The organism is Micromonospora sp. NPDC007208 (assembly GCF_042869175.1).
In the GTDB taxonomy this organism is placed as follows: domain Bacteria; phylum Actinomycetota; class Actinomycetes; order Mycobacteriales; family Micromonosporaceae; genus Micromonospora; species Micromonospora foliorum.
In genome coordinates, this window is record NZ_JBIAFG010000002.1 from 298,520 (window position 1) to 311,481 (window position 12,962).

13 protein-coding genes are annotated in these 12,962 nt (G+C 72.2%); 9 read left to right on the forward strand and 4 right to left on the reverse strand.

From position 1 onward, the window contains the following. Positions 1-121 precede the first annotated feature (121 nt). Together ACFYL6_RS04855 and ACFYL6_RS04860 are read left to right on the forward strand one after the other, a co-directional pair. Entirely contained in the window at positions 122-979 is an 858-nt protein-coding gene (locus ACFYL6_RS04855; RefSeq protein ID WP_387167534.1) for a hypothetical protein, read from the forward strand. Between the two features lie 113 nt (positions 980-1,092). Continuing rightward, on the forward strand, positions 1,093-1,422 hold the full coding sequence (locus tag ACFYL6_RS04860) for a hypothetical protein (RefSeq protein WP_387167537.1): 330 nt from the start codon (positions 1,093-1,095) through the stop codon (positions 1,420-1,422). A 45-nt stretch (positions 1,423-1,467) separates the two neighbouring features. On the opposite strand, the gene dacB is transcribed toward ACFYL6_RS04860, so the two are convergent. Both dacB and ACFYL6_RS04870 read right to left on the reverse strand, forming a co-directional pair. After that, entirely contained in the window at positions 1,468-3,051 is a 1,584-nt protein-coding gene (dacB, locus tag ACFYL6_RS04865) for a D-alanyl-D-alanine carboxypeptidase/D-alanyl-D-alanine-endopeptidase (protein WP_387167540.1), read from the reverse strand. Positions 3,052-3,118: 67 nt separating this feature from the next. Beyond that, a complete protein-coding gene (locus ACFYL6_RS04870) occupies positions 3,119-3,835 on the reverse strand; it encodes an MIP/aquaporin family protein (protein WP_238657600.1) in 717 nt (238 codons plus the stop codon). Between the two features lie 49 nt (positions 3,836-3,884). Between ACFYL6_RS04870 and ACFYL6_RS04875 the strand changes: the two genes are divergently transcribed. Further along, positions 3,885-5,018, forward strand: a complete 1,134-nt coding sequence (locus ACFYL6_RS04875) for an NAD(P)-binding domain-containing protein (RefSeq protein WP_387167544.1) — start codon at positions 3,885-3,887, stop codon at positions 5,016-5,018. A 192-nt stretch (positions 5,019-5,210) separates the two neighbouring features. After that, positions 5,211-5,492, forward strand: a complete 282-nt coding sequence (locus ACFYL6_RS04880; protein WP_387167547.1) for an adhesin — start codon at positions 5,211-5,213, stop codon at positions 5,490-5,492. A gap of 9 nt (positions 5,493-5,501) precedes the next feature. Here ACFYL6_RS04880 and ACFYL6_RS04885 read toward each other — a convergent pair whose 3' ends face one another. Then, positions 5,502-6,569, reverse strand: a complete 1,068-nt coding sequence (locus ACFYL6_RS04885; protein ID WP_387167549.1) for a beta family protein — start codon at positions 6,567-6,569, stop codon at positions 5,502-5,504. 91 nt (positions 6,570-6,660) lie between these two features. On the opposite strand from ACFYL6_RS04885, the gene ACFYL6_RS04890 reads away from it, so the two are divergent. From ACFYL6_RS04890 to ACFYL6_RS04910, 5 genes are all read left to right on the forward strand, one after another. Beyond that, positions 6,661-7,539 carry a sulfotransferase domain-containing protein gene (locus tag ACFYL6_RS04890; protein WP_387167551.1) on the forward strand — a complete coding sequence of 293 codons (879 nt, stop codon included), beginning with the start codon at positions 6,661-6,663 and terminating at the stop codon, positions 7,537-7,539. 338 nt (positions 7,540-7,877) lie between these two features. Next, the gene (locus ACFYL6_RS04895) at positions 7,878-8,270 is read left to right on the forward strand and encodes a cupin domain-containing protein (RefSeq protein ID WP_091397116.1); all 393 of its coding nucleotides are present in this window, start codon (positions 7,878-7,880) and stop codon (positions 8,268-8,270) included. Positions 8,271-8,312: 42 nt separating this feature from the next. Continuing rightward, entirely contained in the window at positions 8,313-10,112 is a 1,800-nt protein-coding gene (locus tag ACFYL6_RS04900; protein WP_387167553.1) for a glycoside hydrolase family 15 protein, read from the forward strand. Between the two features lie 233 nt (positions 10,113-10,345). Next, positions 10,346-11,146, forward strand: a complete 801-nt coding sequence (locus tag ACFYL6_RS04905; protein ID WP_387167556.1) for a hypothetical protein — start codon at positions 10,346-10,348, stop codon at positions 11,144-11,146. After that, positions 11,079-11,714, forward strand: a complete 636-nt coding sequence (locus ACFYL6_RS04910) for a pectate lyase (protein WP_387167559.1) — start codon at positions 11,079-11,081, stop codon at positions 11,712-11,714. The genes ACFYL6_RS04905 and ACFYL6_RS04910 overlap by 68 nt, the downstream gene beginning before the upstream one ends. Positions 11,715-11,765: 51 nt before the next feature. Here the strand turns inward: ACFYL6_RS04910 and ACFYL6_RS04915 are convergent, their stop codons facing one another. Further along, positions 11,766-12,956 carry a threonine synthase gene (locus tag ACFYL6_RS04915; RefSeq protein WP_387168251.1) on the reverse strand — a complete coding sequence of 397 codons (1,191 nt, stop codon included), beginning with the start codon at positions 12,954-12,956 and terminating at the stop codon, positions 11,766-11,768. Positions 12,957-12,962: the final 6 nt, after the last annotated feature.

The window sequence follows — 12,962 nt, forward strand, 5'->3', positions numbered from 1 at the left end:
GGTCCAGAACGGCCGGGCGGTGGAGTTGGAGGGGTCGGTGGCGGACGAAGACCGCACGCGGGCTGGTTCGAGGGCAGGCGACGCGCCGCCGAGGCATCGTCCGCCTGCCATCACCGCCGGGGTGACCCGTAGCGTGTTGCGCCGCTTCCGACAGCGGCGACGCTGGGCGGTGGAGGGAGCCGCCGTACTCGCCTGCCTGGTGGTGTTGGTCTCGTACCTCGGCACCCGGTCCGGGCCGGAGCCGGACGACGACCCGGCGGGTCCGGGTGGCGTGGCCGCCGGGGCCGCCCGTTCCCCCGGTCTCCCGGCCGCCGACGGGCGCACCGGCGAGGCGGGGCCGGCGACGCCCGGCCTGCGTCCGCGCCAGCGGCCACCCTCGCCGGACCCGACCCCGTCGGCCAGCGCGCCCGCCCCGCCGCCGGCCAAGCCCGGTTCGCCGGCGCTGTCCGTGAGCCGGGGGGAGATGCCCGCCGCTGTCGACCTCACCGCCGTGGGCACCCGGGACTGGGTGCACTGGGGGGAGCGCGGCAGCGGGTCGACGAACCGCAAGCGCTCCGGCTCTGGCGAGATCATCGACGGGGGTGGCGCCGGCAGACGGGTCGGCTGGGACGGCAACCAGGAGTACGTGCGCTGGTCCGACGGCGCGCCGGAGCGGTCGACGAACGGCAGCTCCAACGGCGTCTACACCTGCGGTGCCGGCAACGGGTTCAGCCTCGCCGTCGCCGGCAGCGGTGAGCCGCGCACGGTCCACCTCTACGGTGGCATCTGGATGGCCCGGGGGCGACTGGAAGCGCGGCTGTCCACCGGCGGGCCCGCCAGCACCGCTCGACTGGAAGACCCCTACACCAGTCAGAGCGCCCAGTTCACCATCCGTTTCACGCTGCCCAAGGGCGCCCGACTGCTGCTGAACTGGACCGTCGAGAAGGTCTTCACACCGCACTGCGGCAACGTCGGCCTCCAGGCCGTGACGGTGCGCTGACTGACCGATCGCTGGGCGTTTCCGCGGCGGGACAGTTTGTCCGTCGCGCACCGTCGAATGCGTCGTAACTTTCTGCTGTTCCCACCCGAGCATCCAGTGTGGAGGCAGCGGAGATGAGTAGCAGGACCGCCCACCGCGTCCGTCGTGCCGATTCGTCCGGCACCGGTGAAGCGCCCGGGGAGGTTCTTCGCGACATCCCCCTGCCGCCGTACGTGACGGGCGAGGACACCCAGTTCGCCGTACGGGCGGTGGTGGTACACGCCCCCCGGCGGTGGTCCGGGGGTGTGGTCTGCCGCAACGATGCCAGCCCGCACCCGTGCCGCCTGCACCGTTGGGGCACCCGGGTGCTGGCGCTGCGCGGGCTGCGGGCCGCTGAGATCGCCGCGCTCATCGAGCGTGGTGACCCGACGGCGGTGGTCCCCCCACCGGACCGTCCGGCCTGAGCGCTCGCCGGGCCGGGAGGCGCCTACGCGCCTCCCGGCCACCGCTCAACAGGTGATCGGTTTGACCCAGGAGCACTCGACGCCCTCCGGGGTACGCGGCGTCTCCGGCACCGCCGGCGGGGCCACCCGTGCCGTCGACGCCCCACCCTCGCGGAAGCCCGCCAGTGCCACGGCGATCTGGTCCTCCAGCGACTTCACCGACGCCGTCAGGTAGTTGTTCAGCAGGATGGAGAACGCCAGCAGTCGCCCGTCGGCGCTGGTGACGTAGCCGGAGAGCCCGGAGACACCGGTCAGGCTGCCGGTCTTGGCGTGCACGTTGCCCGCGGCCGGGGTGCCGGCCATCCGGCTGCGCAGGGTGCCGCCGACGAACCGCTCGGGCTGGCCGGCGATCGGCAGCGCCGCGTACCAGGTCGCGAACCACGGTTCGGCGCGGACGGCGCTCAGCAGGTCGACGAACTCCGTCGCCGGGACGAGGTTGCGCCGGGACAACCCTGAGCCGTCACGTTGGCGCAGTCTTCCGGTGTCCATTCCGGTGTCGGCGACGTACTCGCTGATCGCGGTGAGGCCGGCCGTCCAGGTGCCCGAGCCGGAGAGCACCCGTCCGATCTCCTTGGTCAACACCTCGGCGTGCCCGTTGTTGGACAGCTTGAGGAACGGCGTCATCAGCTCACCCAGGCTCATCGAGTCGTGTCGCGCCACCGGGTTGGCCGTCTCGGGGGTGGGCTGGCCGAGCACGGTCCGGCCGAGCACCCGCACGCCGTGCCGGTGCAGCGCCGCCCGGAACACGTCGGCCGCGTAGCCGGTGGGTTCCCAGACGGTGACCCAGTCGCTGGCGGGTTCGTCGCCGAGCGCGATCTGGCCGGTCACCACGACGGTGTTGCCGCCGTGCTCGCGCTCGATCGAGATCGAGGTCTCGCCGTCGCTGACCGTCTGGGCGCGGTTGTCGACGCGGACGTACCCGGTGGCGGGGGTGGTGGTCACCACCGGTGGGGCGCCGGCCCGGTCGGCAGGTGCGGCGTGCACGATCACCGTGCCCGCGTCGTAGTCGGTGTCCGGGGCGACGGTCAGCGCGGAGACCTGTGCGGCGTAGTAGTAGGGCTCGTCGTCCCAGGTCCAGTCGGGGCCGAGCCGGGTGCGGTCGTAGCGGGTGTCGTCGGCGACCAGGTTCCCGGTGACCACCCGCACGCCGTCGGCGGCGACCTGCGCGGCGAGCGCGTCGTAGTCGGCGGCGAGCATCGTCGGGTCGCCCCCGCCGTGCAGGTAGAGGTTGCCGGAGAGCAGGCCCGCGCGGCGCTTGCCGCTGGCCCGGACGTCGGTGGTGAAGCGGTGGCCCGGGCCGAGCAGCTCAAGGGCCGCGGTCGAGGTCAGCAGCTTGGTGTTGGACGCCGGGACGAGCCGGCGGTCACCGTTGCGGTCGTAGAGCGTCTGGCCCGTGCCGGTGTCGACCACGACCACCGACGCCTGCGCGCCGGTCAGCCGGGCGTCGGCGAGGATCGTGTCGATGGTGGCGCGCAGCTGGGTCGTCGCGGGGGTGGGCGACTCGGCCGTGGCACCGGGTGCGCCGGCGGTGGCCGCGGTGGCGACCAGCGCGAGCAGCGCGAGGGCCCGGGGAAAGTGACGACGATGCATCCGCTGATGCTGCCACGGAGATATTCGCCGGAGAAGGCCCTCTGGCGAAAGATATTGCCGTCTGGGGCTATTTCGGCCCGCCGACCGATTTCTCGTGACCACCCCAGTAGTGCCGCTGGGCACCCATGACCATTGGCGCGACCAGCGCGGCGAGCGCCCCGCCGAGCAGCGGGAAGACGATGAACACCCAGAGTTGCCGCAGGGCCGCGCCGCCCTCGAAGACCGCCGGGCCGAACGCGCGGGCCGGGTTGACCGCCGCGCCGGTCAGCGTCACGCCCACCAGTTGGGTCACGGCGAGGGCCAACCCGATGGCCAGCCCGGCGGTGCCCGGATTCTCGCTCCGGCTGGTCACCACCAGCACGACCAGTACGAAGAGGAAGGTCAGCACGACCTCCAGCACGGCTGCCCCGCCCCGGTTGATGTGCGCGCCGTAGCCGTTCGTGCCCAGGGCCCCGGTCTGGTCCGCGACGTCACCCCAACGGGTGAGCGCCCAGAGCACGAAGCCCGCGACGGTCGCCCCGACGAACTGCGCGATCCAGTAGGCCACCGCCCCGACCAGCGAGATCTTTCCGGAGAGCAGCACACCGAGCGTCACCGCCGGGTTGACGTGGCTCCCGGAGAGTGGGCCGATCGTGTAGACGAGGGCCACCATCACGAACCCGAAGGCCAGCGCCACCACCACCACGCCGCCCTGGACCCGCGCGGCGACCGCACTGCCCACCCCGAAGAACACCAGCAGCAGGGTGCCGAGGAATTCGGCCGCGTACCGACGGAAGTCGCTCATTCACTCAGCGTAAGTGCAGGTCAGGCGGTGGAAGCCGGAATGGCCGTCTGTGATCGGCACGACGGTCGAGGACGGGCACAGCTGTGACATCCGGGTGGTTGTACGCGGTGTGGACACCCACTTCGCGGACGTCGTGGTGATCGGCGCCGGGCAGGCCGGCCTGAGCGCCGGCTACCACCTGCACCGCACCGGCTTCGCGCCCGGCAGCGGCTTCGTCATCCTCGACGCCGACGACGGGCCCGGCGGCGCCTGGCAGCACCGCTGGCCGACGTTGGTCTTCGACCGGGTGCACGGCTTCCACGACCTGCCCGGGCTGCCGCTCCCGCCCGCCGAGCCACTACGCCCGGCCGCCGAGCAGGTAAGCGCCTACTTTGCCGCGTACGAGAGGGCCTTCGACCTGCCGGTGCGGCGGCCGGTGCGGGTCCGGGCGGTGCGCTCCCGCCCCGACGGACGGCTGGATGTGCAGACCGACCGGGGCACCTGGACCGCGCGGGCCCTGATCAACGCCACCGGCACCTGGACGCGCCCGTTCTGGCCCCACTACCCGGGCCGGTCGACGTTCCGGGGACGGCAGCTGCACACCGCCGACTATCGGGGGCCGGCCGAGTTCACCGGCCTTCGCGTGGTGGTGGTCGGTGGCGGCACCTCGGCCGTGCAGCTGCTCGGCGAGGTCTCCACCGTCGCGGCGGCCACCACCTGGGTGACCCGCAGGCCACCGACGTTCAACGACGAGGAGTTCGGCCCGGAACTGGGCCGCGCCGCCGTGACCCGGGTGGACGAGGCGGTCCGGGCAGGCCGCCCGCCGGGCAGCGTGGTGGGCGTGACCGGGCTGCCGGTCACCCCCGAGGTACGTCGACTGCGCGAGCGCGGCGTCCTCGACCGGCTACCCGTCTTCGACCGGATCACGCCCGACGGGGTGGCCTGGACGGACGGGCGGTTCGTGCCGGCGGACGTGATCCTCTGGTGCACCGGGTTCCGGGCGGCCATCGACCATCTCGCCCCGCTGGGCCTGCGCGCGCCGGGCGGCGGTATCACGATGGACGGCACCCGGGTGGTCGCCGACGCGCGGGTTCACCTGGTCGGGTACGGCCCCTCGGCCAGCACGATCGGGGCCAACCGGGCCGGCCGCGCGGCGGTCAACGAGATTCGCGCCTGGCTGGCCCCGGCCGCCGCTCTCCACTGACCTGGCTCTATTTGACGGATGGTCGGTGAGCAGGCACGGTGGGAGTGACGGGGCCGTCAGCTGCCCCGATCCGATGCGACGGCGACGACCGTTCGCCCCTCTGTCGCCTCCCACGTGTGCTCGTACGCGGGCCGACTGTCCGGTCCGCGCGGTATCCGACCGCGAGCCGAGAATCCACGAGGAGTTCCCGCCATGCTCACCATGACCGATAACGCCGTGCTCGTCATTCGTGACCTCGCCAACCAACAGGACGTCGCCGAGGACGGCGGAGTCCGTATCGCCGCCGACACCGAGGCCGGCTCGCTCACCGTCGAGCTGGTGCCCGAGCCGGTGCAGGGCGACCGTGTGGTCGACAACCAGGGCGCCCGGATCTTCCTGGACGAGGACGCGGCCGAGCTGCTCGGTGACGCGTCGGTGGACGCCACCGTCGACGACGAGGGCATCATCCAGTTCGGCTTCACCGAGAAGCAGTAGACCCGGCCCTCACCGCAGCGGGCGCCCCCGCTGCGGTGGACCCTGGCCGGGGTGCCACCTCGGCGCGCTGTCGCCGGCCGGATGCAACAGCGTGGCGAGCACGTGGGCCAGGTGGTGCGAGGTGCTCCATGCCGCCCAGTTGGCTGTCGAACCGGCGCCAGCGCCCCTGCGGGCCCGGCGCAGCAGCTCATGGTCACCCCAGGAGAAGGCCGCTCCGGCGGTTGGCCAGTGTGGTGCCGACACCAGCGTGCGACACAGGTCGGCGAACCGGTCGTCGCCCCGGCCGCCGCGACGCGCCCAGCGGTACACCCACCAACTGCCGTCGTCGGTGTACCGCACGGTCGGCAACCGGTCCCCGGGGTCACCGCTGCCCGGCGTGGCCGGGTGGACGCCGTAGTCGCCGTAGTCGACCCCGGCGTCGGCCAGTCGTCGCCACAGTTGCCAGTCCCAGCGGTCCAGTTGGACCGGCTCGTCGGTGGGCAACCGGGACAGCGTCGGGGGCATGCCGCCCGCCGCCACCGTCACCGACCGCCAGGCGTGTCGGCGGGCCCAGTCCAGCAGGTGGCGTACCCGGGGCTCGGCGGTCCGCACGTCCGCCGGGCAGCACACGTCCCCCGCGTCTACCAGCAGGTCGCACTCCTCCGGGGCGAGGCCGGTGAACCGCCAGATCCGTTCCACGGCGGTGGTGCTCGCGTCCGGCCCGGCCCGGTCCTGGCCGGCCCGCAGCCGGATGAGCGCGCTCCGACCGTACGCCCGCGCCGCCGCGCCGTGTGCGACCAGCCGGTGGTCGCTCTCCGCGAGCCCGATCACCGGCACCACCGGTACGCCCCACCGGGTCAGCTCCGCCTCGGGAATGTCGGGCAGCGCGCTGACGTCGATGGCGGGCATGAGCCCGGCGGGCAGTCGGCGAAGGGTGTCCATCATGGACCGGTCGATCGCGCCGATCTCCAGGATCGGGGCGACCAGTGCGGCGTACGCGGGATCGAGGTGGCTCAGGGCCTCAAGCTCGCCTCGGCGGCTGGCGAGGATGGGGCGGTAGACCGGTGCCGCCGCCCGGCCCCCGTGGGCGGGCACCATACTTCAATCTAGCCAGGCATACGCGGATGCCCCAGGAATGTAAGCCGGAATTCGGCTGCTCGACTGTCGGTTCGGCGACTACCATCCACCGATGCTCACGCCGATTCACCGGTACCGATCCGACGAAGAGGACAGCGCACGGTGGAGCGGATTTCCGTTGCGCGACGGCGACATCGTGATCAGCACCCGATCCAAGAGCGGCACCACCTGGATGCAGATGATCTGTGCGCTCCTGGTGTTGGGCACCCCGGAGCTGCCGGCGCCGCTGACCGTGCTGTCGCCGTGGCTGGACTGGTTGGGGGAGCCGCAGGCCACGGTGTACGACCGGCTGGCGGCCCAGCCACACCGGCGGTTCATCAAGACGCACACCCCGCTGGACGGGGTGCCGCTCGACCCTCGGGTGCACTACGTGGTGGTGGCCCGGCACCCGCTGGACATGGCGGTCTCCCTCTACCACCAGAGCGCCAACCTGGACCGGGCGCGCATCGCCGAACTGACCGGTCGACCCGCCCCGGCCGGGCCACCCCGACAGCGGCCTCCGGTGCGGGAGTGGTTGCTGAGCTGGGTCGACCGCGAGGTGGACCCGCACGCCGAGCTGGATTCGCTGCCCGGGGTGCTGATGCACCTGAGTGACGCGTGGGCCCGCCGGCACGAGCCGAACGTCGAGCTGGTGCACTACGACGACCTGCTGGCCGATCTGGGCGGTGAGATGTGCCGGCTCGCCGACAGGTGGAAACTTCCGAGCCCGGGGCCGGAGCTGGTGGAGGCCGCCACCTTCGGTCGCATGCGGGAGCGCGCGGACCGGCTCGCACCGGACACGCTCGGCGTGCTGCGTGACCGGCAGGCGTTCTTTCGCCGAGGCGCCTCAGGTCAAGGACGCGACCTGCTGGACGCCGCCGGTCTAGCCCGATACCAGGAGAGGGCCGGGAAGCTGGCCCCGCCCGACCTGCTCACCTGGCTGCACCGCTGAGGTCTCAGCGTCGCGCCGATCTTGCAGTTTCGGTTGCCGAGACGCGTGACATGTCCCCTTTGCCGCGACAGTAAGTGCAAGATCGCGGCGGGCCTTCAGGCACGCAAGAGCGCACGGCGCCGTTTCGACAGTGGTCGGAACGTCGCCGTGCTCTGGCCGTCTCCCACCACCGCAGCCGTTCGGCGGTACGTCGGCGGGGACCTGGCTCGACCGGCCGTTCGCGCCGGTCAGTTTTGTCGATCCCCGGTCCACGCGGATCCAAACCCGCCGGCCGTGGCGAATTGCACCATCCGCCAGTCCCGGCGTGGCGCGCCGCCGGACGGGGTATGAGCGTGGACATGGAGCATTTCACTATCGCGACCGTCGCCGAGAAGAGCCCGGACTTCCGGCGGGTGCTGTGGACCGGTGAGCACACCCAGCTGGTCATCATGACCATCCCCGCCGATGGGGAGATCGGCGAGGAGGTGCACGAGGACATCGACCAGATCCTCACCTTCGTGAGCGGAGTCGGCGAGGCGCGGGTCGCCGGCGCGAAGCGGAAGGTCGTCGCGGGCGACCTGGTCGTGGTGCCGGCCGGCACCAAGCACAACTTCGTCAACACCGGCCCCAACCCGCTGGTGCTCTACACGGTCTACGGGCCGCCGGAGCACGCCGACAAGGCCGTCCACAAGACCAAGGAGGAGGCCGACGCGGCCGAGGCGGCGGGCGAGGACGAGCCACCGACCGAGTGAGCCGTCCGGCCTGATCCGGGCCGTTGCGGGTACCCCCGGCGGGTGGAGCAGCAGCCGGCGATCTCCGACTACGGGTTCCTCTCGGACTCTCGTTCGGGTGCCCTGGTCGGCAAGGACGGCTCGATCGACTGGTGGTGCCCGCACCGGTTCGACGGGTCGTCGGTGTTCGCGCGGCTGCTCGACCCGGGAGCTGGCCACTTCCGGCTCGCGCCGGTCGGGGTCGGCGGTCCGCGTCACCGGGTGGAGCGCGCGTACCTGCCGGACACGTTGGTGCTGCGGACGGTGCACCACACCCCGCACGGCAGCGTGGCGGTCACCGACGCCCTGGCCGCCGAGATCGGCGCCCGCGCCCACGAGTTGGGCCGGAACTCACCCGCCGTGCTGATCCGGGTGGTCGAGGGGCTCACCGGGCGGGTACGGATGGCGCTGGACTTCGCGCCCCGCCCGGAGTACGGCCTGCTCACGCCCTACCTGCATGAGCAGCCGGACGGCGGGGTGCTGGCCGGCGCCGGCCCCATCGTGCTGATGTTGCGTGCCGGGGGTCTGCACCTGCGGGCCGGCACCGACCGGGTGACCCACGAGTTCGAGGTCTCCGCCGGTCAGGTGATCGGGATGGACCTCGCCTTCGGTGAGGCGTACGGCAATCCGCCGGCCCGGATGGACCCGCTGACCACCCTCGCCGAGACCACGCAGGCGTGGCAGGCGTTCCGGGAGACGCACACGTACTCCGGCCGCTACCCCGAACTCGTCAAACACAGCTCGACGGTCCTGACCGGCCTCACGTACGCCCGCAGTGGCGCGGTCGCCGCGGCGCTGACCTCCTCGCTGCCGGAGCAGATCGGCGGCGACCGGAACTACGACTACCGCTACTCCTGGCTACGGGACTTCTCGTGGACGATGCGGGCGCTCTGGGTGGCGGCCTGCCCCGACGAGACGTCCCGGCTGTTCGCCTGGGCGACCCGCTCGATCGGCCGGTTCGGCGACGAGCCCGTCCCGGTGCTCTTCGGGCTGGAGGGCGAGCGCGACATTTCCGAGCACCACTGCCCCCACCTCCGCGGCTACCGCGACAGCAGGCCGGTGCGGGTCGGCAACGACGCCTGGCGGCAGCGGCAGCTCGACGTGCCGGGTGAGGTGATGTCGGCGGTGTGGCGGCTACGCGACTACCTCGGCGCGACGTTCGAGGACGAGTTGCGGGAGATGGTGCTCGGGCTGACCGAGCAGGTGGCCGCGACGTGGCGCCTGCCGGACCGGGGCATCTGGGAGACCCGGGACGAGGAGCGCCACTACCTCTCGTCCAAGGTGGCCTGCTGGGTCACCATGGACCGGGCGGTGGGGCTCGCCGACCGGCTCGGCGACCGGGCCGACAGCCATCGCTGGGCCCGGGTGCGCGACGAGATCCGCGACGCCGTGCTGCGCGAGGGGTGGAACGACCGGATCGGTGCGTTCACCGGCGCGTTCGGGTCGGCGGAGTTGGACGCCTCGGTGCTCGCCCTGCCGGTTAGCCACTTCCTACCGGCCACCGACCCGCGGATGCGCTCGACAATCGCGATGGTCGAGCGGGAGCTGGGCACCGAGGACGGTCTGCTGCGGCGCTGGACGACCGACCCGGCCGGCTTCCTGCTGTGCTCGTTCTGGCTGGTGGAGTGCCTGGTGATGACGGGCGAGCCCCAGCGGGCCGAGGCGCTCTTCGAACGGGTCGTCGGGTACGCCAACGACGTGGGGCTGTTCAGCGAGCAGATCGACCTGTCCACCGGGATGCAGCTCGGCAACACCCCGCAGGCGCTCTCGCACATCGGGCTGATCAACGCGGCCTGGCGGATCACCGAACCGGACAGCTACTGAAATCCTGCAACAGACCTGCAAACGTCAGGCATTGACGCTGATGCTTGGGCAGTCCTAGCCTCGAAGAAGTGGGAAAGCCCTTTCCCCTGGGCTTTCATCCCGCTTCACCCCGCCTCGGATCCGGGCGTCCGGCGGGGACGCACACCGATCCCGTTTCAGCGCAGCACGCTGTGCCGACCCGTCTCCGTACGGCGGCCGAGGGATCACCACCACATGCGTCAAGGAGGACACCTGTGCAGAAAAGAAGACTCTCCGGCCGCCGACCACTCCTGCTGGCGGTGGGCGCCGGGGTGACCGCGGCGGCCCTCGCCGCCGGCATGACCTCGGCCTTCGCGGCCACCGTCTTCAGCGACGACTTCACCGACGGCGACACCTCCGGCTGGTCCAAGTCCGGTGGCACCTGGGCTGTCGACGGATCGGGCGTGCTCAACCAGTCCAACACCGGCAGCGAGCTGGCCCGGCAGTTCGCCGGCCAGACCAGCTGGACCAACTACTCCGTGCAGGCCCGGGTCAGGCCGACGAGCTTCGGCTCGTCCAGCGCCCTGGTCGGGCTCGCCGCCCGGTCCAGCAGCAGCACCAAGATGTACCGGCTGGCCCTGCTCGGCTCCGGTCGGGCCGAACTCCAGGCGGTCAACGGCAGCTCCGTCACGGCGATCGGTTCCGCCGCGTTGGGCATCGGCACCGGCAGCTGGTACACCCTGCGCATCGAGACCAGCGGCAGCACCATCCGCGGCTTCGTCAACGGCGCCCAGATCGCGTCCGGCAGCAAACAGCCTGGCCGGCGCGGGCCGCATCGGCCTGGTCACCGCGTACGCCAGCGGCGGCTTCGACGACGTGGTCGTCGACTCGTCCGGCGGCGGCACCCCGACCACGCCGCCACCGACCACCACTCCGCCACCGACCACGCCGCCGCCGACCACCACACCTCCGGCGGCTGGCTGGCCGACGCCCACCAGCAGCCAGAAGGTGGACGCGACGATCGCGGTCTCCGGCACGTTCGACGGTGGGCTCAAGCGCTACTACGGCATCGGTGACGGTGGGCAGAGCGAGAGCCAGGACCCGATGTTCGAGCTGGCCGCCGGCGCCACCCTGCGCAACGTGATCATCGGTGCCCCGGCCGGCGACGGCGTGCACTGTGAGGGCAACTGCACCCTGATCAACGTCTGGTGGGAGGACGTCGGCGAGGACGCGGCGACCTTCCGCGGCGGCACCACGTACACCGTCGACGGCGGTGGGGCCCGCTCCGCCAGCGACAAGGTCTTCCAGCACAACGGCTCGGGCACCGTCTACATCAAGAACTTCCGGGTGGAGAACGCCGGCAAGCTCTACCGCGCCTGCGGCAACTGCTCCACGTCGTACCAGCGGCACGTGGTGCTCGACAACGTGATCGTCCGGAACACCGACGCGATCGCCGGCATCAACACCAACTGGGGCGACACCGCCCGGTTCAGCCGGATCACCATCGTCGGCGACCCGGACCGGGAGACCTCGATCTGCGTGAAGTACAAGGGCGTACCGAAGGGCAGCGAGCCGACCGAGATCGGCGAGGGCGCCGACGGCGTCAACTGCCTCTACTCGCCCTCCGACATCAGCTACCAGTAGACCGGCACGACGGCACCCCGCGGACCGCCCGGTCCGCGGGGTGCCGTCACCTCACACCATCAGGGGTACGCCGGACACGTCGACCGTGTCCGGGTACTTCAGCCCGGCGCCGGTGTTGAGCACCACCACCCGCTCACCGGCCCGGATCCACCCGCCGGCGCGCAGTTGCCGAGCCGCCGTGAGGCAGGCCGCCCCCTCCGGGCAGAGCAGCAGCCCCTCCCGGGCGGCGAAGTCCCGCAGGTCGGCAAGGATGTCCGCGTCGTCGACGGCGACGGCCGTGCCGGAGGACTCCCGCAGCGCCGCCAGGATCAGCTCGTCGCCCAGCGGGGCCGGCACGGTGATGCCGAACGCCACCGTGTGCGCGTCCGCCCACGGCTGCGCCCGATCCTCACCGGCGGCGAACGCCCGCACGATCGGCGCGCAGCCGGTGGACTGCACCGCCACCAGTCGAGGCAGCTTGTCGCCGACCCAGCCCAGCTCGCGCAGCTCGTGCAGCGCCTTGTGGATGCCGATCAGACCGACCCCGCCGCCGGTCGGATAGATGATCACGTCGGGCGCCTGCCAGCCGAGCTGCTCGACGATCTCGTACCCCATCGTCTTCTTGCCCTCCAGTCGGTAGGGCTCGCGCAGCGTGCCGGCGTCGAAGATCGCCCCGTTCGACTCCGCGATCAGCTCGGCCACCCGCCGACCGGCGTCGCCGATCAGCCCGTCGATCAGGCGCAGGTCGGCGCCGGCGGCGACGCACTCGCGCCGGCAGATGCTCGGCGCACCCAGCGGCATGACGATTGTCGCGCCCATCCCGGCCCGCGCCGCGTACGTGGCCCAGGCCGACCCGGCGTTGCCGTTGGTGGGCATCGCGATCCGCTCGACGCCCAGCTCGCGGGCCCGGCTCACCCCGACCGCCGCGCCCCGGGCCTTGAACGAGCCGGTCGGGATCAGCCCCTCGTCCTTGACCATCAGGTCGGTGATGCCGATCTCGGCGCCGTACGCCGGGGCGCGCAGCAGCGGCGTCCAGCCCTCGCCCAGCGTGGTGACGTGCCGGGGGTCGGCGACCGGCAGCAGCTCCCGGTAGCGCCACAGGTCGGCCGGGCGCAGCGGAAAGCGTTCCGGGGTGACCGCCTTCGCCACGGCCGGCAGGTCGTAGCGGGCCAGTAGCGGCGATCCGCACTCGCAGAGGTTCTGTAACCGGTCGGCGGCGTACTCCTTGCCGCAGCGCGGGCAGTCCAGGTGGGTCAGGTACACGTCGCT

Bases quoted from the DNA above. Each gene is read 5' to 3' on its own strand.
- ACFYL6_RS04885 (WP_387167549.1), bottom strand. From the start codon at position 6,569: ATGGTGCCCGCCCACGGGGGCCGGGCGGCGGCACCGGTCTACCGCCCC.
- ACFYL6_RS04895 (WP_091397116.1), top strand. From the start codon at position 7,878: ATGGAGCATTTCACTATCGCGACCGTCGCCGAGAAGAGCCCGGACTTC.
- dacB (WP_387167540.1), bottom strand. From the start codon at position 3,051: ATGCATCGTCGTCACTTTCCCCGGGCCCTCGCGCTGCTCGCGCTGGTC.
- ACFYL6_RS04870 (WP_238657600.1), bottom strand. From the start codon at position 3,835: ATGAGCGACTTCCGTCGGTACGCGGCCGAATTCCTCGGCACCCTGCTG.
- ACFYL6_RS04890 (WP_387167551.1), top strand. From the start codon at position 6,661: ATGCTCACGCCGATTCACCGGTACCGATCCGACGAAGAGGACAGCGCA.
- ACFYL6_RS04880 (WP_387167547.1), top strand. From the start codon at position 5,211: ATGCTCACCATGACCGATAACGCCGTGCTCGTCATTCGTGACCTCGCC.
- ACFYL6_RS04860 (WP_387167537.1), top strand. From the start codon at position 1,093: ATGAGTAGCAGGACCGCCCACCGCGTCCGTCGTGCCGATTCGTCCGGC.